17 protein-coding genes are annotated in these 19204 nt (G+C 33.5%); 10 read left to right on the top strand and 7 right to left on the bottom strand.

The features are described from left to right. Positions 1–247 precede the first annotated feature (247 nt). Positions 248–1267, top strand: a complete 1020-nt coding sequence (locus ACWA1B_RS07630; protein WP_426485721.1) for a threonine aldolase family protein — start codon at positions 248–250, stop codon at positions 1265–1267. Positions 1268–1394: 127 nt separating this feature from the next. On the opposite strand, the gene ACWA1B_RS07625 is transcribed toward ACWA1B_RS07630, so the two are convergent. Next, positions 1395–1715 carry a YbaB/EbfC family nucleoid-associated protein gene (locus ACWA1B_RS07625; RefSeq protein ID WP_035648504.1) on the bottom strand — a complete coding sequence of 107 codons (321 nt, stop codon included), beginning with the start codon at positions 1713–1715 and terminating at the stop codon, positions 1395–1397. Positions 1716–1859: 144 nt separating this feature from the next. On the opposite strand from ACWA1B_RS07625, the gene ACWA1B_RS07620 reads away from it, so the two are divergent. The 4 genes from ACWA1B_RS07620 (at position 1860) to ACWA1B_RS07605 (ending at position 7571) form a co-directional block, all read left to right on the top strand. Further along, positions 1860–3920, top strand: a complete 2061-nt coding sequence (locus tag ACWA1B_RS07620; RefSeq protein WP_456905614.1) for a S9 family peptidase — start codon at positions 1860–1862, stop codon at positions 3918–3920. A gap of 70 nt (positions 3921–3990) precedes the next feature. Next, positions 3991–5031, top strand: a complete 1041-nt coding sequence (locus ACWA1B_RS07615; protein ID WP_456905612.1) for a PLP-dependent cysteine synthase family protein — start codon at positions 3991–3993, stop codon at positions 5029–5031. Positions 5032–5419: 388 nt separating this feature from the next. Beyond that, positions 5420–6340, top strand: a complete 921-nt coding sequence (locus ACWA1B_RS07610) for a LamG domain-containing protein (protein WP_456905610.1) — start codon at positions 5420–5422, stop codon at positions 6338–6340. Positions 6341–6665: 325 nt separating this feature from the next. Continuing rightward, the gene (locus ACWA1B_RS07605; RefSeq protein ID WP_456905607.1) at positions 6666–7571 is read left to right on the top strand and encodes a LamG domain-containing protein; all 906 of its coding nucleotides are present in this window, start codon (positions 6666–6668) and stop codon (positions 7569–7571) included. Positions 7572–7635: 64 nt separating this feature from the next. Here the strand turns inward: ACWA1B_RS07605 and ACWA1B_RS07600 are convergent, their stop codons facing one another. From ACWA1B_RS07600 to gcvT, 4 genes are all read right to left on the bottom strand, one after another. Next, positions 7636–7842, bottom strand: a complete 207-nt coding sequence (locus ACWA1B_RS07600) for a hypothetical protein (RefSeq protein ID WP_035648493.1) — start codon at positions 7840–7842, stop codon at positions 7636–7638. A 139-nt stretch (positions 7843–7981) separates the two neighbouring features. Then, positions 7982–8695, bottom strand: a complete 714-nt coding sequence (locus ACWA1B_RS07595; RefSeq protein ID WP_026729302.1) for a YebC/PmpR family DNA-binding transcriptional regulator — start codon at positions 8693–8695, stop codon at positions 7982–7984. Between the two features lie 155 nt (positions 8696–8850). Next, positions 8851–10881 (bottom strand): carboxy terminal-processing peptidase, encoded by a 2031-nt coding sequence (locus ACWA1B_RS07590; protein WP_456905605.1) that lies wholly within the window; start codon positions 10879–10881, stop codon positions 8851–8853. A gap of 185 nt (positions 10882–11066) precedes the next feature. Further along, the gene (gene gcvT, locus ACWA1B_RS07585; protein ID WP_456905603.1) at positions 11067–12149 is read right to left on the bottom strand and encodes a glycine cleavage system aminomethyltransferase GcvT; all 1083 of its coding nucleotides are present in this window, start codon (positions 12147–12149) and stop codon (positions 11067–11069) included. Between the two features lie 327 nt (positions 12150–12476). On the opposite strand from gcvT, the gene ACWA1B_RS07580 reads away from it, so the two are divergent. From ACWA1B_RS07580 to ACWA1B_RS07565, 4 genes are all read left to right on the top strand, one after another. Then, positions 12477–13322 (top strand): NAD(P)H-hydrate dehydratase, encoded by an 846-nt coding sequence (locus ACWA1B_RS07580; protein WP_456905601.1) that lies wholly within the window; start codon positions 12477–12479, stop codon positions 13320–13322. A gap of 261 nt (positions 13323–13583) precedes the next feature. Next, positions 13584–14366, top strand: coding sequence for a HipA family kinase (locus tag ACWA1B_RS07575; RefSeq protein ID WP_456905599.1), 783 nt, complete (start codon positions 13584–13586; stop codon positions 14364–14366). After that, positions 14356–14739: a DUF3037 domain-containing protein gene (locus ACWA1B_RS07570; protein ID WP_456905597.1), complete on the top strand. Its 384-nt coding sequence runs from the start codon at positions 14356–14358 to the stop codon at positions 14737–14739. The genes ACWA1B_RS07575 and ACWA1B_RS07570 overlap by 11 nt, the downstream gene beginning before the upstream one ends. Before the next feature lie 156 nt (positions 14740–14895). Beyond that, positions 14896–15792 carry a hypothetical protein gene (locus tag ACWA1B_RS07565; protein ID WP_456905595.1) on the top strand — a complete coding sequence of 299 codons (897 nt, stop codon included), beginning with the start codon at positions 14896–14898 and terminating at the stop codon, positions 15790–15792. Between the two features lie 138 nt (positions 15793–15930). On the opposite strand, the gene ACWA1B_RS07560 is transcribed toward ACWA1B_RS07565, so the two are convergent. Both ACWA1B_RS07560 and ACWA1B_RS07555 read right to left on the bottom strand, forming a co-directional pair. Next, on the bottom strand, positions 15931–16437 hold the full coding sequence (locus ACWA1B_RS07560) for a GNAT family N-acetyltransferase (RefSeq protein ID WP_456905593.1): 507 nt from the start codon (positions 16435–16437) through the stop codon (positions 15931–15933). A gap of 47 nt (positions 16438–16484) precedes the next feature. Beyond that, complete coding sequence (locus ACWA1B_RS07555; RefSeq protein WP_456905591.1) at positions 16485–18014, bottom strand: S10 family peptidase; 1530 nt, start codon at positions 18012–18014, stop codon at positions 16485–16487. A 222-nt stretch (positions 18015–18236) separates the two neighbouring features. Here ACWA1B_RS07555 and ACWA1B_RS07550 point away from each other — a divergent pair, with 222 nt between their 5' ends. After that, a complete protein-coding gene (locus ACWA1B_RS07550; RefSeq protein ID WP_456905589.1) occupies positions 18237–19007 on the top strand; it encodes a response regulator in 771 nt (256 codons plus the stop codon). Positions 19008–19204 lie beyond the last annotated feature (197 nt).

The raw sequence follows: 19204 nt of genomic DNA, 5'->3' as shown, positions 1-19204 counted from the left end.
TAAATGGTTAAGGCTTAGTTGTTTCGCGTTATTTTTTATTTTTTAAAAGATGCTATTTCTTGTCAAATAAGATAGTTTCTAAGCTTGGGGCTCAATTTTTGAATTATTAATGTTAGTTTTATATGTTTTTTACAATTATTACGTTAATTTGGTTGTGTAATAATCGAAAGTTAAAATTTATGAAAACTTGCGATTGATAAATAACAGTAATACGTAATTTTGCTGTCCAAAAAGATATTAGTTTTATATGGAAATAAATTTAGTTAGTGATACCATTACTAAACCTACATACGAAATGCTGCAATATATGTTTAACGCACAAGTTGGCGACGACGTATATAAGCAGGATCCTACGGTTATCGAATTAGAAACAAGAGTAGCCGAATTTTTTGGTATGGAAGCTGGACTTTTTTTTCCGTCTGGAACTATGGCAAACCAAACGGCCATTAAACTACATACACAACCAGGCGAGCAATTAATTGCTGATAAATTTGCACACGTTTACAATTATGAAGGAGGCGGTGTCTCTTTTAATAGTGGTGTTTCATGTTGTTTGTTAGATGGTGATCGAGGAATGATCAATGCATCTCAAGTCGCTGCAGCAATCAATGACCCAGAATTTTATCACAGTCCGTTAACGAGTTTGGTTTGTGTAGAAAATACAACAAACAAAGGTGGTGGAGCTTGTTATGAATTAGAAGACTTGAGAGAAATCAAAAAAGTATGCGATGCAAATAATTTGAAATTCCATTTAGATGGGGCTAGAATTTGGAATGCATTAGTTGCTAAAAGACAAAATCCGAAGGAATTTGGAGCAATTTTCGATACAATTTCGGTGTGTTTGTCAAAAGGATTAGGAGCGCCAATTGGTTCAGTACTTCTTGGAAGTAAAGCGGATATTCATAGAGCATTAAGAATAAGAAAGATATTAGGAGGCGGAATGCGCCAGGTAGGTTATTTGGCTGCTGCCGGATTATATGCTTTGGCAAACAATATTGAAAGATTGGCTGAGGATCACAGAAGAGCTAAAGAAATCGGCGCAATTTTAAGCACGAAATCATGGATTGCTTCTGTTGAACCAGTAGAAACTAATATTCTGATTTTCTCATTGGCAGAAGGTTACAGCGATACACTTTTAATCGAAAAATTAAAACAGAAAAATATATTAATAAGTTCGTTAGGTCACAATAAACTAAGAATCGTTACTCATTTAGATTATAAAGAAGTGATGCATACTTATGTGATGGAAATTTTCTCGAAAATTTAGAAAAAGTGACAAAGGTTCAAAGTGACAAAGGAACAAAGGCTAACAAAAAAAGACGCACAATTTGTGCGTCTTTTTTTGTTTTCAATAAGAAAAACTTTGTCTCTTTGAGCCTTTGCAGCTTTGTTCCTTACTTAAAAAGATTATCCATTCCAGGAATCATTGGCATATCCATTTTTGCTACGGCATCAAGTTCTCTTTCGTTTATGTTTGTAGCTTTTTCAATTGCCTTATTCAATGTTACGATTAGGTAATCTTCTAATTGTTCTTTATCTTCTAAAAGCGAATCATCAACAGAAATTGTTTTTATTTTTCTGCTTGCTGTAATTGTAATTTTCAATAATCCGTCAGCGCTTTGTTCATCAATTAAAACAGTATCCAAGCGCTTTTTTGTATCTTCAATTTTTTGTTGGGTTTCTTTAAGTTTCCCCATCATTCCCATTAAATCCATTTTCTTGATTTTTTAAATTATTTCAGACAAAATTAGTATATTGCTATGGTAAATCAATAGAATATTTTATGAAAAAATTAATTTTCGTTCTCTTTTGATTGTACTACTTTTGCCACTTCGTATTTAAAAATAAATGCTCAATCAATGCAAAACAATATATTGGCTCCAAAAGCCACAGAAATTCCAAAGAAACTTAAAAAGCATAAAGAAACTAGAATTGATAATTACTTTTGGTTGAATGACCGCGAAAACCCAGAAGTTATTGATTATCTGAATAAAGAAAACGATTACTATCAAAATATGACCGCTCATACTAAAGGTTTACAGAATTCTTTATATGAGGAAATGAAAAGCCGAATTAAAGAAGATGATTCTTCGGTGCCTTATTTTTACAACGGTTATTTCTATATCACACGTTTTGAAACTGGTCAAGATTATCCAATTTTTGCCAGAAAAAAAGGAAGCCTTTCTGCAGATGAAGAAATTTTGTTCAACTGCAACGAATTGGCAAAAGGGCATGCTTATTTCAAATTAGGAGGTTTAAGCATTAGTCCGGATAATAAGTTTGCCAGTTTTGGAGTAGATATTGTTGGAAGAAGAATTTATACCATTCAAGTCAAGAATCTGGAAACAGGAGAAATTCTTTCAGACAAAATTGAAAACGCTACTGGAAGTTCCGTTTGGGCAAACGACAATAATACATTGTTTTATACCAGACAAGATGAAGTTACTTTAAGAGCGGATAAAATTTTCAGACATAAATTAAATACAGATTCTAAAGATGATATTTTAGTTTATAATGAAACAGATGATACATTTAATGTTTCTGTGCACAAAGAAAAATCTAAAAAATACATTGTAATCAGTTCTGGAAGTACCTTAACGACAGAATACAGAATTTTGAATTCGGATAATCCTGACGGAGAATTTGAAGTCTTTCAGACACGCGTTCGCGGATTAGAATACAGTATTTCTCATTTTGAAGATTCGTTTTATGTTTTAACCAATAAAGACAAAGCGACTAATTTTAAACTGATGAAAACGCCTGAAAATAAAACAGGCAAAAGAAACTGGGTAGATGTTATTCCGCATAGAGAAGATGTTTTGTTAGAGGATATTGAAATTTTCAAAAATTACTTAGTCGTAGAAGAGCGCTCAAATGGTTTGAATCATATTAGAATCATGCCTTGGAATGGTGAACCAGATTATTATCTGCCATTCGGAAGTGAGACTTACAATGCGTACACCACAACAAATATTGATTTTGATACTGATATTTTACGTTACAGCTATCAGTCACTTGCGACGCCATCGTCTGTAATTGATTTTAATATGAAAACTAAAACCAAAGAAATCTTAAAAGAACAACAGGTTTTGGGAGGTAAATTTAATAAAGAAAATTATGTAGAAGAACGAGTTTGGGCAACTGCAAGAGACGGTGTAAAAGTGCCAATTTCGATGATTTATCGAAAAGGATTAGAGAAAAATGGTAAAAATCCGCTTTTATTGTATGCCTATGGTTCATATGGAATTACAATGGATACTTATTTCTCTTCAACAAGACTTTCGCTCTTAGACCGCGGATTTATTTATGCTATCGCTCATATACGTGGTGGAGAAGACTTAGGAAGACAATGGTATGAAGACGGAAAACTGTTAAAAAAGAAAAATACCTTTACAGATTTCATCGATTGCTCTAAATTTGTAATAAACGAGAAATACACATCTTCTAAACATTTGTACGCAGAAGGCGGATCGGCAGGAGGACTTTTAATGGGAGTTATCACAAATGAAGCTCCTGAATTATATAACGGAGTAATTGCTCAGGTTCCTTTTGTGGATGTCATAACAACAATGTTAGATGATACCATTCCGTTAACAACAGGAGAATATGATGAATGGGGAAACCCAAACAATAAAAAGTATTATGATTATATGTTATCCTACTCACCGTATGATAATGTAAAAGCTCAAAATTATCCAAATATGTATGTATCTACAGGATTGCACGATTCGCAGGTACAATATTGGGAGCCTGCTAAATGGGTAGCCAAATTGAGAAGTATGAAAACAAACGAAAACCTTTTGTTTTTAGATACCAATATGGATGCCGGACATGGCGGTGCTTCAGGACGTTTTGAGGCTTTGAAGGACTTAGCAAAAGAATTTAGTTTTTTATTAGATTTAGAGAAAATTAAAAGCTAATTAGAAAAATTTTGTTAAATTTGCAACCTATCGGGGGTTTTAAAAAAAACCTTTGATTAACTATTTTTTTATGAAAGAAGAAATAAATGCTTATAATAATGTTTTAGAATTAATAGGTAACACCCCACTTATTAAGCTAAATAAAATCACCGAAGAGTTAGAAGGAAATTTCTACGCAAAGGTAGAAGCTTTTAATCCAGGTCATTCCTCAAAAGATAGAATCGCGTTATATATTATTGAAGAAGCTGAGAGAAAAGGAATTTTGTCGCCAGGTGATACGATTATTGAAACTACGTCAGGAAATACAGGATTTAGTTTAGCAATGGTCAGCATTATTAAAGGATATAACTGTATTTTAGCTGTAAGTTCAAAATCATCAAAAGATAAGATTGACATGCTGAGAAGTTTAGGAGCAAAAGTTTATGTTTGCCCAGCACACGTTTCAGCAGATGATGAAAGATCTTATTACAACGTAGCAAAGCGCTTACACGAAGAAACAAAAGGTTCTGTTTATATCAATCAATATTTCAATCAACTGAATATTGATGCACATTACAATACTACAGGCCCTGAAATCTGGGAACAGACAAAAGGAAAAATCACACACTTAATTGCTTGTAGTGGAACAGGAGGAACAATCTCTGGTACTGCAAAATTCTTAAAAGAGCAAAATCCTAATATTAGAATTCTTGGTGTTGATGCTTTCGGCTCGGTATTAAAGAAATATCACGAAACACGAGAATTTGACAGCAAAGAAATTTACCCTTATCGAATAGAAGGTTTAGGTAAAAACTTGATTCCGTCAGCTACAGATTTTGATATCATTGATAAGTTCATAAAAGTAACAGACGAAGAAAGTGCACACTCAGCAAGAGAGATCACTCGTAAAGAAGGATTATTTGTTGGGTATACCTCTGGAGCAGTAATGCAGGCGATTAAACAATATGCTGAAGAAGGTGAATTTACTAAAGATAGTAATATTATTGCCATTTTCCCAGACCACGGTTCTCGCTATATGAGTAAAGTCTTTAGTGATGACTGGATGAACGAACAAGGATTCTTTGATAGTATCAATGAAGAAGAAGTTCAAAAAATTGAATTTGTAAAGTAATTAAAAATACTTTTCTAAATATGAAGCTCCATCGTTTGATGGAGCTTTTTTTTGGGACTAATTCAAGTGTGTAATTCCAATAAATAGTAAATTATAAGTTTATAAGTCAAATTATGTCTTTTAGAATGAATAATTATAAGTGGTTGATTTTTATAAATACCGTATTTATACGTAAGAAATTTTGTTTTTGATTGAATTAAATTTAAAAAATTAATATTATTGTTAAGAGTATAAATAAATACAATTAATCGTTTAAAATTATCAATTTTTGTTATTTAAACGATTATTTAGGTTAGTTATCGAAAAAATTTCTGTTGGAAAACATAAAAATATAGTTTAGCAGTGTTAAAATGACACAATGTTTTTTAATAACCCTAAATCTATCGCTATGAAAAAATTACTACTCTCTTTAATGTTTGTAAGTTATTTGAATGCTACTGCGCAAAATCCTATTCAGGAGTTTAACTTCAACGGAACTTTAAACAATACTCAAAATACAATTACTTTCATGGGAACAAATAATTTTGTTACTGATCGTATGGGAAATCTTAATAGCGCTCAACGACTGAATAACAAAGCGTTGGAAGCTGTTATTGATGATTTGCCTCAAAATAATGCTGCACGAACAATCAGTATTTGGGTAAAACTAAATGATATTTCTAAGGCAAATTATATTTTGGGTTATGGTACAGCGTATAATGCACAATATTATGGGCTATTACAACAAGGGACATCTTCTTCGAATTCAGATTTAAGTATGGCAGGATGGGGAGCAAGCAATGATGTGATTGTTTCTACTCCGTTGGCAAAAGCAACTTGGTACCATTATGTTATTACATTTGATGGGAAAATATCTAAAATTTACCGCGACGGAGTCCTGTTGAAATCTGTAACAGGAATTGAGCGTTCCACGAAAGGCAATATTTTTAGGCTTGGAGAAATAAATACGACTGTTGGCATTAATGCGGATATAGATGATTTGAAAATCTACAATGTTGCAATGACAGATGAACAAGTTGCAGCTCTTTATGAAGAATCTAAACCTATAGTTGCTATTGTTGCAGAAGCTGCAACGCCGAAAGTTGCGCCAGCCAAAGCGGTTGTTGGAAAAACTAAAGTTGCTGTTAAAGCAGCGCCGTCAAATGCAATTATTGCAAATAGTGATGTAAATGGAGATAAAAATGTTGAAGTTTATTCACAAGGACAGAAAATCATTGGAAATAATTCCATGAGCATTAGTGATTTGCCTGAAGGTACTTATTTGTTGAAAATCACAAATGCACCATCAAAAAAAATCACATCAAAGTAAAGAAATTTGGTTAATAGAAATAGTTAGTTAGTTTTTAGTTTTTTTATCATGTTGTTTAGTAAGCAATTTATTTTGGATAGTAGAAAAAAAGCCTTTTGATATTCAGAAGGCTTTTTTAAAGTTGTTTTGTAAAAATGTTTTTACAAATTCTGAAAAGAAATGCTGACTAATTTTTATTTTTATAATTTTAATAAGAATATCTTATTTTTCCACACGATGTTTTTGGTAACGTTGAATTAAAATTATATTTTTAACAAAATTTTTGAAATAAAAGAATACTTTAAAATAGTTAAGAGATATCCTAAATCACCTTAAAATATTAAATATGAAAAGATTATTACTTACGTTAATGTTTGTAACTTTTTTAACTACTAATGCCCAAAACCCTGTTCAGGAATTCACATTTAATGGAAATTTAAGCAGTACTGACAATACCATTACATTACTAGGTGCGCCAAATTTTGTAGCTGATAGAACAGGAACTCCCAAAGCAGCTCAACGACTTACAAATAAATTTTTACAAGGTGTAGTAGGGGATCTTCCTCAGGAAAATAAGCCGAGAACTATATCTTTTTGGGTAAAATTTAATACGGTTGCTTCAGCAAATTATATCTTGGGCTACGGAACTCCAACAAATTCTCAATTTTTCGGATTATTACAGCAACCTGCAGTTTCAGGAAATTCAGATGTAAGTCTTGTTGGATGGGGCGATGCTAATAATGTTATTGTTTCTGTTCCTCTTCAAAAAGAAGTTTGGTATCAATATAGTGTGACGTATGATGGTACTAATTCTAAATTATATCGTAATGGAGAATTGTTAAAATCAGCAACAGGAATTACACGAGCAACGAAAGGTTATATTCTTAAATTAGGACAAATAAATGGAGCAACTACGATTAACGCTGATATCGATGATCTTAAAATATATAATGTTGCTATGACTGATGAGCAGGTAATGGAATCTTATAATAGTTCAAAACCAGTTGCAAATCGTGTAGCTGAGCCTGCATCAGTTAAAAAAGTTGCAGTTGCTGCACCTGCAAAAACTGTTGCACCTGCAAAACCAACAACGTCTGTAGCGACGACTTCAACAGATGCTAATACAGCTACAACTACAACTAAAACTGTTGAAGTTTTTTCTCAAGGAAGAAAATTAACTGGAAGTAATGCTTCTAACATTGGTGATTTACCAGAAGGAACCTACTTATTGAAAATAACAAATAAAAAATAATACGTTTTACTTTATAGTAAAGTCAAATAAAAAAGCCTTCTGAAATTTCAGAAGGCTTTCTTTTTTAATGTTTTTTCTGTTGTCCTGGAGCATAAGCTTTTGCGCTTTTGTCTCCATTCATTTTTTTTGCTTGTCCTGGTGGTAGTTTTTTAGCTTTTGGCGCTGGCCCCGGACCTGTATGTACATGAGTGCTACAGCTTATTACGCTTAGGACTAAAAACAAAAGCACAAGTGTAATTACCGCTATTTTTGTGTATTTTGATGTTTGCATTTTTATATTATTTTTTTGTTTGAGGTGTTGCAAATATAATGGTTAAAATGTTTTTTGGAAACATTGGTTCTAGTTTAAAATCATTACAAACAAAAAAGCTCTGGAAAAATCCAGAGCTTAGATATTTTTTGAGAAAAAACTATTCTTCTTTCATTGTATGATAAACGTTCATAACGTCATCATCTTCTTCGATTTTTTCGATTAGTTTTTCAACGTCAGCGATTTGAGCTTCTGTCAATTCTTTAGTTATTTGAGGAATACGCTCAAAGCCAGAAGATAAAATTTCTAAACCTCTGTTCTCTAATTCTTTTTGTAAAGCACCAAAACTTCCAAAAGGAGCATAAATTAAGATTCCGTCTTCGTCTTCAAAAACTTCTTCAGCACCAAAATCAATCAATTCTAATTCTAATTCTTCAGCATCAAGACCATTATTTGCAATTCTGAAATTGCAAGTGTGATCAAACATAAATTCAACTGAACCCTGAGTTCCCATTGTTCCGTTGCATTTATTGAAATAACTACGGATGTTTGCTACTGTTCTGTTATTATTGTCAGAAGCTGTTTCAATCAAGATTGCAATTCCGTGAGGCGCATATCCTTCAAAAAGAATTTCTTTATAGTTGGCAGTATCTTTATTACTTGCATTTTTAATCGCGCGCTCCACATTGTCCTTAGGCATGTTGGCCGCTTTCGCGTTTTGTATTACAGCTCTTAATCTAGAATTGGCATCTGGGTTTGGTCCGCCTTCTTTAACAGCCATAACGATATCTTTACCAATTCTGGTAAATGTTTTGGCCATCGCTGACCAACGTTTCATTTTTCTTCCTTTTCTAAATTCGAACGCTCTTCCCATTTCTAATTATTAGTTTTGTGATGCAAAAATACGGTTATTCCTTATTTTTCCAAAAACAATACTATTCTTTTTTTTAATGTTTTAAGTTTCAGGTTTCACGTTTCAAGTTCAGATTAGAACGTGAAACCTGAAACGTGAAACCTGAAACAAAATAGTTATTTTGAAGCATTAAATTCATTGATAACATTTACAGCTTCATTCAAATACGGATTTGTTTTTAAATTGTCAATCTGATATTGATTTACGGTTTTGTCGTTAGGATAAACTCCAAGCAAAAATTGATTTACAGTTGAATTGTAAACATCCAGCGGATTGTTTTCGTCATTGAAAGTATTGATTTCTTTCCAAAGGGAATTGACTAGTTTTTTTTGCTTGAAAACGGCATCCAAAGTCATAGGAAGTTCAGCTTTTGGTGTATTTACAATTTGATCAATTTTTTGGTTTATTTTTTTGATGTCGTTAAAATAATAATTATCAGCCAGTCGGGCCGCTGAATTTTTAGCTAGTTTATCAATCAACGGGCGTTTTGCATAAGGTTTGTATTTTAAGAAAGGTTCAATACTGTCGTTTTTAATAGCCGTCGGAAAATCACTTTCTTTTTGATAAACGTCTTCATAAAATTCAGGAAGAACCACATCAGGTTTTACACCAACATATTGGTGGCTTTTTCCTGTGACACGATAAAATTTGTTAATCGTAATTTTTAAAAAGTCTGTATTTTTTTGCTCATCAAGAGAGAGAATAGTCTGCATAGTTGCTTTTCCAAGGGTAGTGCTTCCTATTAAAAGAGCGCGATTATAATCTTGCAGAATAGAAGCAAAAAATTCACTTGCCGATGCTGTATTACTATTTATAAGAATTACGATTGGGCCTTTGTAAATTAGTCCTCTATAAGGATCGTTTATTACAGATTTCTCTTTTTTATTATCAATTACAATCGAAATCGGACCGTAATCGATAAACATTCCGGCTAGTTTTATAGCTTCTTCCATCGAACCGCCGCCGTTGTCAATTAAATCGATTACTAAACCTTGTATATTGTCTCTTTCAAGTTTCAAGACTTCTCGGGCAACATCATCAGCACAGCCTTTTCGGTTGTTTTCATCTAAATCAGCATAAAAACTAGGAATTTTGATGTAGCCAATTTTACTGTCTTTTCCAATAATAAAACTGTAAACCGAATTATCTTCATCTTTCATGACTTGTTTTTCAATATAAACATCAAAGCTTTTTCCTGAGTTTCTTTTCAGCGTAAGCGTAATGCTTTTATTGGATTCCGATAAAATCATGGACGAAATCGATTCTAATGATGAACAGGAAACCTTTAAAGTTTCCTTTTGGTTTGATATGGAGATAATCTGGTCGCCTTTTTTAATAAGTCCGGTTTGGTATGCAGGTCCGTTAGGATCAATTTCCGCAATAATAATTTCATTTTTTTCATTCAGATTTACGCTCATTCCCAATGAAAGATGTTCTTTAGATAGTGAAGCCACAAAACTGGTTTTTGAATCATCATTGAAATAAGCGGTATGCGGATCAAAATAAGTACAGAAATAATTATAAAGGTTTTCTTCTTGTTTGATTTTGTTTTCTAACAAGGTGTTTATTCGGCAAATTTCATTCGACAAAATCATCTGTTTTGTTGCTGTTTCAATTGATTTGAAGTTAGCTTTTACAGAATCAAGATTTTCACTGCTTTCGGCCATTTCATCTAAAATCTGATAGCGTAGTTTTTTAAGCCATACTTTCTCCTGATCTTCTTTTTTTAAATAAAAAGGAAAAGCTTTTTTGTAAAATCGGATAGTGTCTTTTATTGTATAATCAATATTGGTCAATTGAATTTTTTCTAAAACCGCTTTCGTTCTCAAAAGTCCGGTTTTGTATTTTGAAGTAATATCTTCTAAGAAGCTGCAGTTGTTGTTCAGAATCAAATCGTCTAAATTCAGGCGATATTTTTTAGACATTTCGTCGTATTCGGTTTTAAAAAAGATGTTTCGTGACGGATCTAATTCATTGATTAGGTTATCAAAAACAAAAACCGATAAGCTGTCGTCTACTGGTTTTGGGCGAATGTGTTCGCTCTGAACAAGCGCATTAATTTTATTTAAAATCTCGCATGTCTGAGTGCTATTTTGACTAAATAGAACAGTTGAAGTCAGCAGAAATACTAATAATAGGCTTTTCATAAATCTGTAAATCATCGGTTACATTAAAATTACGGTAATTTTTTGATAAAAGACAGTAATTTCTCAAGAATATCGATGACTAAAAGATTTTATCTGTGAATGACATCTGATGAATAAAATTCGGCATAAAAAAAAATGCATTGCCATTTATATCGCAATGCATTTCTATAGTATTCAGTCAAAAATTATTTTTTATAAAAAGGCAATTTTACCACTTTAGCAGCAACATCATTTTTTCTAATTCTGATAAAAATATTGCTATCAATAGCACTGTTTGCCGCAGTAACATATCCTAAACCAATTCCTTTATTCATAGAAGGCGACATCGTTCCAGAAGTTACAATTCCAATAACTTCACCAGAAGCGTCAACAATTTCGTAATCATGCCTTGGCACTGCGCGTTCCTGCATTTCAAAAGCAACTAGTTTTCTTGTAACACCAGCTTCTTTTTGTTTTTTAAGTGCTTCAGAATTTGTGAAATCTTTAGTGAATTTCGTAATCCATCCTAAACCAGCTTCAAGTGGAGAAGTAGTATCATTAATATCGTTTCCGTAAAGACAGAATCCCATTTCCAGACGTAAAGTATCACGAGCAGCAAGACCAATAGGTTTAATTCCGAAAGCCGCTCCAGCTTCAAAAACTTTGTTCCAAATTGCTTCAGCATCTGCATTTTTGCAATAAATTTCAAAACCTCCAGAACCTGTATATCCTGTAGCAGAAATGATTACATCGCTGAATCCTGCAAAATCTGCCACTTCAAAATGATAATAAACAATAGAAGATAAATCAACAGAAGTTAAAGACTGCATAGCTTCAACTGCTTTTGGTCCCTGAATAGCTAATAAAGAATAATGATCAGAAAGATTTTTCATATCAACTCCCAAATCATTATGAGAAGAAATCCAGTTCCAGTCTTTTTCAATATTCGAAGCATTTACAACAAGTAAATACTCTTCTTCTTTCATTTTATAAATAATCAAATCGTCAACAATTCCGCCTTCATTATTTGGAAGACAAGAATATTGTGCTCTTCCAATGGTCAAAGTCGACGCATCGTTAGAAGTTACTTTCTGAATCAAAGCCAATGCATTAGGACCCGTTAACAAAAATTCACCCATATGCGAAACGTCAAAAACGCCCACACCGTTACGAACTGTTTCATGTTCAGCATTAACTCCTTCATATGTAATAGGCATGTTATAACCAGCAAAAGGAAGCATTTTTGCTCCTAAGCCTTCATGTATGTGCGTAAGCGCAGTATTTTTCATTGTGTTGTTTTATAAAATTGTTTTGCAAATCTATTCAAAAAATATCGAATTTAAATGTCTTAAATTATAAATTTCGCAATAATTAGGAGCTATTTCCTGCTATCCGTTATATCTTTTTGTTTTTAAAGAAAAAACAAAAAGGATGCCGCTTCTATCAAGGCTAGCGCTTACTGTTTCAAAAGAAGAATTCGTGATTTCGATTTTTTACGTAATTTTAATGTTGAATTATGCTTTTCAGGTTTAGCTATGTTTATTTAAACAAGTGAAACGCCTTTATTCGCAAAGTAAAGCTATGATTCTATGTGTTTAAAATAAAAAGCTATTGAAATGAAATCACCGTATTTAATCACAAAAGAAGAAATTCTAAAAATATACAAACCTGTAGATTCCAAAGCACATAAAGGAACACAAGGTCATGCTGTGATTATTGCAGGAAGTTATGGAAAAATTGGAGCAGCTGTTTTAGCATCAAAATCCTGTTTAAAATCGGGTTGCGGACTCGTAACGACTTTTATACCAAAATGCGGTTATCAAATTCTTCAAATCGCGATTCCCGAAGTGATGACTGTAACCGATGAAAACACAAATTTCATTACCAATATCCATTTGCCCTTAATTCCGCAAGCCATCGGAATTGGTCCCGGAATAGGAAAAGAGCTTGGAACACAAAAAGCCTTATTTGAGTTTTTAAGAATCAATAAAATGCCTTTGGTTTTAGATGCGGATGCGCTAAACATTATTTCAGAAAACTTATCGTGGTTGGAATTAGTTCCCGAAGACACCATTCTGACGCCTCATCCTAAAGAATTAGAGAGATTAATAGGCAAATGGAATTCAGAATCAGAGAAATTTCAAAAAACAATTACATTTTCAGAAAAATACAAAGTCATTGTCGTCATGAAAGGCGCACCAACATTTATCATAAACAGAAATTCAATCTACGAAAACACTACTGGAAATGCAGCGTTGGCAACAGCAGGAAGTGGCGACACTTTAACGGGAATCCTGACAAGTTTGCTAGCACAAGGTTGCGAACCGAAATATGCGTCAAAATTTGGGGTTTATCTTCATGGATTAACGGCTGATTTAGCTTTGCCAAAAACAGGTTACGAAGCATTTACAGCTTCAACAATTATTAAATATTTGGGAAAAGCTTTTTTGAGTTTAGCTTAACCGCAAAGAGCGCAAAGGTTCAAGCAATCCCGATAGCTATCGGGAGCAAAGTTTTTTAATCTCGCAAAGACGCAGAGTCGCAAAGTTTTAAATTTCTTTGCGACTCTGTGTCTTTGCGAGCAAATTTTGCATTAAGATAAAAATCCTTGTGTCCTTTGCGTAAACCTTTGCGGGCTTTGCGGTTAAAATCATTAAGTTTGTAATATCAAAGATTGAAAACTTACCATCTTAGTTTCTTAGCATCTTTGAATCTTTAAAAAAATGAAAAACAACTTCGATCTCAGAACGGTAAACGTCATGCGATATATAACGCCACTGCGCGAAGGCGGATCATTACCCGCTTTGGCAGAAGCCGATGACGATTTTAAATACGTATTAAAATTTAGAGGTGCAGGACACGGTGTAAAAGCATTAATAGCCGAATTAGTTGGCGGACAAATCGCAAAAGCTTTAAAACTGCAACTTCCAGAATTAGTTTTCGCCAATCTCGACGAAGCTTTCGGAAGAACCGAAGCCGACGAGGAAATTCAGGATTTACTGCAAGGAAGCCAGGGATTAAATTTGGCGCTTCATTTTTTATCAGGTGCAATTACTTTTGATCCTGCTGTAACGACTGTTGATGCAAAATTAGCTTCACAGATTGTTTGGCTGGACGCTTATATCACAAACGTTGACAGAACTTTCAAAAACACCAATATGCTAATTTGGCATAAAGAATTATGGCTGATTGATCACGGAGCATGTTTGTATTTTCATCATTCCTGGAACAATTGGGAACAACATGCCAAAAGCCCGTTTGCGTTGATAAAAGATCATGTTTTATTGCCACAGGCGTCACTTATAAAAGAAGTCGATGCTGAATTTAAAGCGATGTTAACGCCACAAGTTTTAGAAGAAATTGTAAATACGATTCCGTTAGACTGGTTGCAATGGGAAGATGCAGAGGAAACGCCGGAAGGCTTGCGAAACGTTTACTTGCAGTTTTTAAAAACAAGATTAGAGAATTCAGAAATATTTGTAAATCAGGCTCAAAATGCAAGATAACCACTTATACGAATATGCTGTGATTCGTGTTGTGCCAAGGGTAGAACGCGAAGAATTCCTGAATATCGGAATCATTTTGTTTTGCAAAAAAGCCAAGTTTATAAAAGTTCTTTTTCATTTGAATAAAGAAAAAATTCAAGCCCTTTCAAACGATTTTGATATTGAACAATTAGAGTGCAATTTAACTTCATTGGAAAAAATAGCAAGCGGAGCCAAAGACGGCGGACCAATAGCTGCATTTGAAATTCCGGAGCGTTTTAGATGGTTAACGGCTATTAGAAGTTCTGCGATACAAACGTCGAGACCTCATCCGGGTTTGTGTCAGGATTTGGAGAAAACGATTCAACGTTTGTTTGAAGAGTTGGTACTTTAGTTTTTCTGAGTTAATAGTCAAAGATCGTTTTTCTGAAAATAAAAAGCCGTAAAGTTTGTCTCTTTACGGCTTTCCGTACTTTATAAATAGTTATTTTTTTTACGTTTGTGTCACAAAATCCCATAATCTATTGTACACTTTTAAACTATTATAAAAATGAAATTTCAAAAAAGTACTATTTTCACTTTTGCTTTAATTATTTTGTTAGCAACGGCCTGTTCTTCAGAAGATTCTCCTAAAGATGAGCAAGAACAAGAAATTAATCCTGCAAATCAAAAACTAGTTTCAATTACTTATCCTACGAGTAGTAATTTAGCTTATATGAATGATAAGCAAGAATATCAATACGACGATTTAAGTAGGATAAAATTAAATGGAGCAGTAGAAATAAAGTATGTAAATGATGATCTGATTGAAACAAATCTATTAGAAGACAATATTTCAAGTATAGATTTAGAAGCAAAAGGATACATCAAATTGAAAGACAAAAACATTGTTTCAATTATTGGTAATCGAGTTTTTAAAAAGCTTACTGGAGAAATAACAAGTATCGATAGAGATTCAACTGTTATTAGTTATGAAAATGGATATTTATTTAAATTAGTAACTTATTTTAAGAGTATTGCAACAGGCTCTACTGGAAAATATTATTTACAAAAGCAAATAGATTTTACGATTACTAACGGAAATATTACTCAGACTAAAACTACTGAATATGGAGATGTGGTTGTAACTAATTATACGTATGATTCTTCACCTTATATTCCAATGGGTGATTTTGGTTATGAAACACCATTGCATAAGGTTGGATTGATCAAGCCTTTAGCTTACAATAAATTAGGAAAAAGTAGTGCAAATAATATTATAAAAATTGAAAATGTTTTTACTAAAACGCCATTTCAAAAATCTTATAAAACAATCAGCTTCAAAAGAAATTTTGATAAATATGGAAGAATAAGTGAAATTTTGCTTTCTGGCAGCTGCGTTACAAGTAATCCTGCTAACGTAGCAACTGATTTTACAGATGAAAAGGTACTATTTGAATATAAATAAATCGGTTTAAGTAAATTTAAAAAATAATCTCGCAAAGTCGCACAGTAGCAAAGAAAAATAAAACTTTGCACGTTGCGACTTTGCGAGATTAAAAAAGAAAATCTTTGTTCCTTTGAACCTCTGAATCTTTGAACCTTTTTAAAGCTTCTTCTTTAAATATATAAACTCCAATGGTTCTTCAGAAACAGTAACATGAATTCCGCTTTCAGGAAAAGCTTCTCTTTCGCCTGTATCCACATAACCATGACGTTTATACCATGCAATAAGTTCTTCACGAACCGAAATAACGGTCATAATAATACTCGACAAATTCAAAAATTTAGCATGATTTTCGGCTTCGGCCAAAAGCTTTTTCCCGATACCACTATTTTGAAGTTCTGGTGAAACTGTTAGCATTCCTAAATACAATTGATGTCCTTTTTCAACTAATAAAACTGAACCAATAATTTTGTCATTTTCAGTGAATTTCAGAATCGTGTTTTTTGGATTCTGGAAAATGGAAGTGATTTCCTGCTCATCGGTTCTTTTTCCTTCCAGTAAATGCGCTTCGGTTGTCCAGCCTTTTTTAGAAGTTTCTCCTCTGTATGCAGAATTGATTAATATAGTCAAAGCAGGAATATCTGCTAATGTTGCTTTTGAGATCATGAATTACGGTAATTGTAATTTAGCTTCTTTAGGATTAAAAATCAGATTTAATATTTTGCAGGTTCGCTAGCTTTAGGTAATGATTGTTTTATAAATGTTCTGATGTCTTCATTTGCAGTTTCCAGGTCAGCTTTTCTCAAATACATCATATGGCCGCTTCTGTAGCCTTTCCATGACATTCTATCTGTTAGTTTTCCGCTTGGATCCATTTGCCATAAATCGTATTTAGCATTAAAGTAGTTACAGGCACCATCATAATATCCTGATTGAACCATTACATGCAAATATGGATTTTGCGCCATGGCTTGTCTTAGGTTTTCGCCTGTTTTATCATTAGATCTGTCCCAAGGATGCACCGGACCAAACATATTGTATTTAAAATCCGTTTTGTAATTCAAATTATTGCGTACATACATATTGATGGCAGGTGTAAAAGAATGCAGCCAAGATGTAAGTTCCGCATTAAAATCAACGCTTTCTCCAGCGTCTTTACGGTCAATTCCTTTGTATCTTGAATCAAGTCTTCCTACTGTGTAGCCTTTGTCCCTTAGCAGCTCTTTCCAAAAATAATCATACGGAACGTCTAAATTGTTTTGCAGGATAACTTGTTCAGATATACCAGAATAACGTGCCATTTTAGCGGCAATTTCTTTTCTTTTTTGTTCTTCCAAAAATCCTCCTTTGCTCAGCGCAGGAAGAAGCTCGTTTATAGTGAAATCTTCAACCTCGGGTAACATATCCGTTAAATCTTTGTTTTGAAGGTCAGAGCTAAGCTTTTTGTGATACCATGCAGTAGCAGCAAAATAAGGTAATTTAAGAGCGGCATCAGAAACAACGCCACGTGTTATTCCTAAGTCAGTAGGAGATACCAAAATCACTCCGTTAAGATACATCCACTGATTGTTTTGCAATTGAAGTGCTAATCCGGAAACACGGGTTGTACCATAACTTTCGCCTATTAGGTATTTAGGTGAAGCCCAACGATTCGTGCGGGTTACAAAACCATTGATCCAATCGGCTAAGTATTTGATATCGGCATTTACGCCGAAGAATTTTGTAGCAGGGATTTCTTTGCTTGTAGGTCTTGAATACGCTGTATTAACAGGGTTTACAAAAACGATATCAGCGACATCTAGAATAGAATATGGATTTTCTTTTATTCCATAAGGCTGCAAAGGATATCCTTCATCATCAATATTTAATAAACTTGGTCCCGTATAAGCAATCTGCATCCAAACTGAAGCAGATCCAGGCCCACCATTAAATGAAATAACCAAAGGACGTGAATCTCTATCTTTTACATCAGAACGCTCATAATACGTATAAAACAATCCGGCAATTGCTTTTCCGTCTTCGTCCCAAACTGGCATAGTGCCGGTTGTTGCCTTATAAGGAACTTTTTGTCCTTTTATTGTGGTTGTATGATTGGTGACAACTTGAGAGTCCGGATTGAAAGTAAGGTTGGCAGGTGAATTTTCTTCTTTTGCAGCCGGAGGCGCAGCGGCTTTCGGTTTTGAATCCTGAGCGTATGAAGTAAAAAATCCAGCTAAAAGGAATAAAGTAAATATTTTTTTCATAGAATTTGGGTGTGTTATTGAATTTTGCTGTTCTAAATAGGTATATAATTAGAGTTTTTAAAGATATAAAAAAATTGTAAGTGATGTTTTTTAGTCTTAAAGAAGGACTAGTCTATTTTTATGAAAGTGTTTAATAAAGAGGCTTCTGATTTTTTAATTTATCAAAAGTAGCTCTTTCAAGAAAATTATTGAAATTTGTATGGAACACAAAATCAATAAAGTATGAGCAGAATACATTTGTTTGAATTTGAAGATCAGCAATGGCTTCCAGAATTTATTAGAAATTATATGACCGATTTTTTGCAGTTTCTTTCGAATAAAACCGCCATGTATAAGGGAATTGTACCACTAATAGAAAAAGGTTTAAAAGGAAGCCAAACCAATCAAATTATCGATTTAGCGTCGGGTGGAGGAGGCGGACTGATTTGGCTCAACACCGAATTAAGAAAAACCAACCCCGATCTCAAGATTCTATTGACGGATTATTTTCCAAATATTCCTGCATTTGAACACACTCAAAAACAAGCCAGTAATTTCGATTTTATAAAAACATCTGTCGATGCCAGAAATGTTCATGAAAACTTAAAAGGACTTCGAACACAATTTTTATCTCTGCACCATTTCAAACCCAAAGATGCTCAGCAGATTTTGCAAAATGCAGTCGACACCAATAGCTCAATTGCCATTTTTGAAGGGCAAGAGAGAAGTGTTCCAAGTATTATTGCCATGATTTTTTCACCGATTAGTGTTTTGCTAACAACGCCTTTTATCAGACCATTTAAAATTAGCAGAATTATTTTTACGTATCTGATTCCCATTGTACCTATTTTGGTTTTGTGGGACGGTGTAGTTTCTTCGTTAAGAACCTATTCTGTTGAAGAAATGAATGAATTGATTTCTAAATTAGATAACGCGGCAAGTTTTAATTGGGAAGTTGGAAAAGTAAAATCTGGACCTGCGAAGATTTTGTATTTGTTGGGAACTAAAAAATAAACTTTTTTTTTATGACTATATTATTTGCGCGCTGTGCGAAGTCTCCCGACTTCGTATACGCTTCTATATTGCGTTTCAATTGTTTTATACTTTGCGTTGTGGCTAATTGGAACGGGTGCGAAGTCGGGAGACTTCGCACAGCGATTGTTGCAAATAATTAAGACACTTAGTAGAGCGGGGAGAACTGCTGAAAGCGT

The sequence above is a fragment of the Flavobacterium xizangense genome (assembly GCF_054075145.1).
The sequence above is the reverse complement of the archived record's forward strand: the minus strand, read 5'-3'. Positions and strand labels throughout refer to the sequence as shown.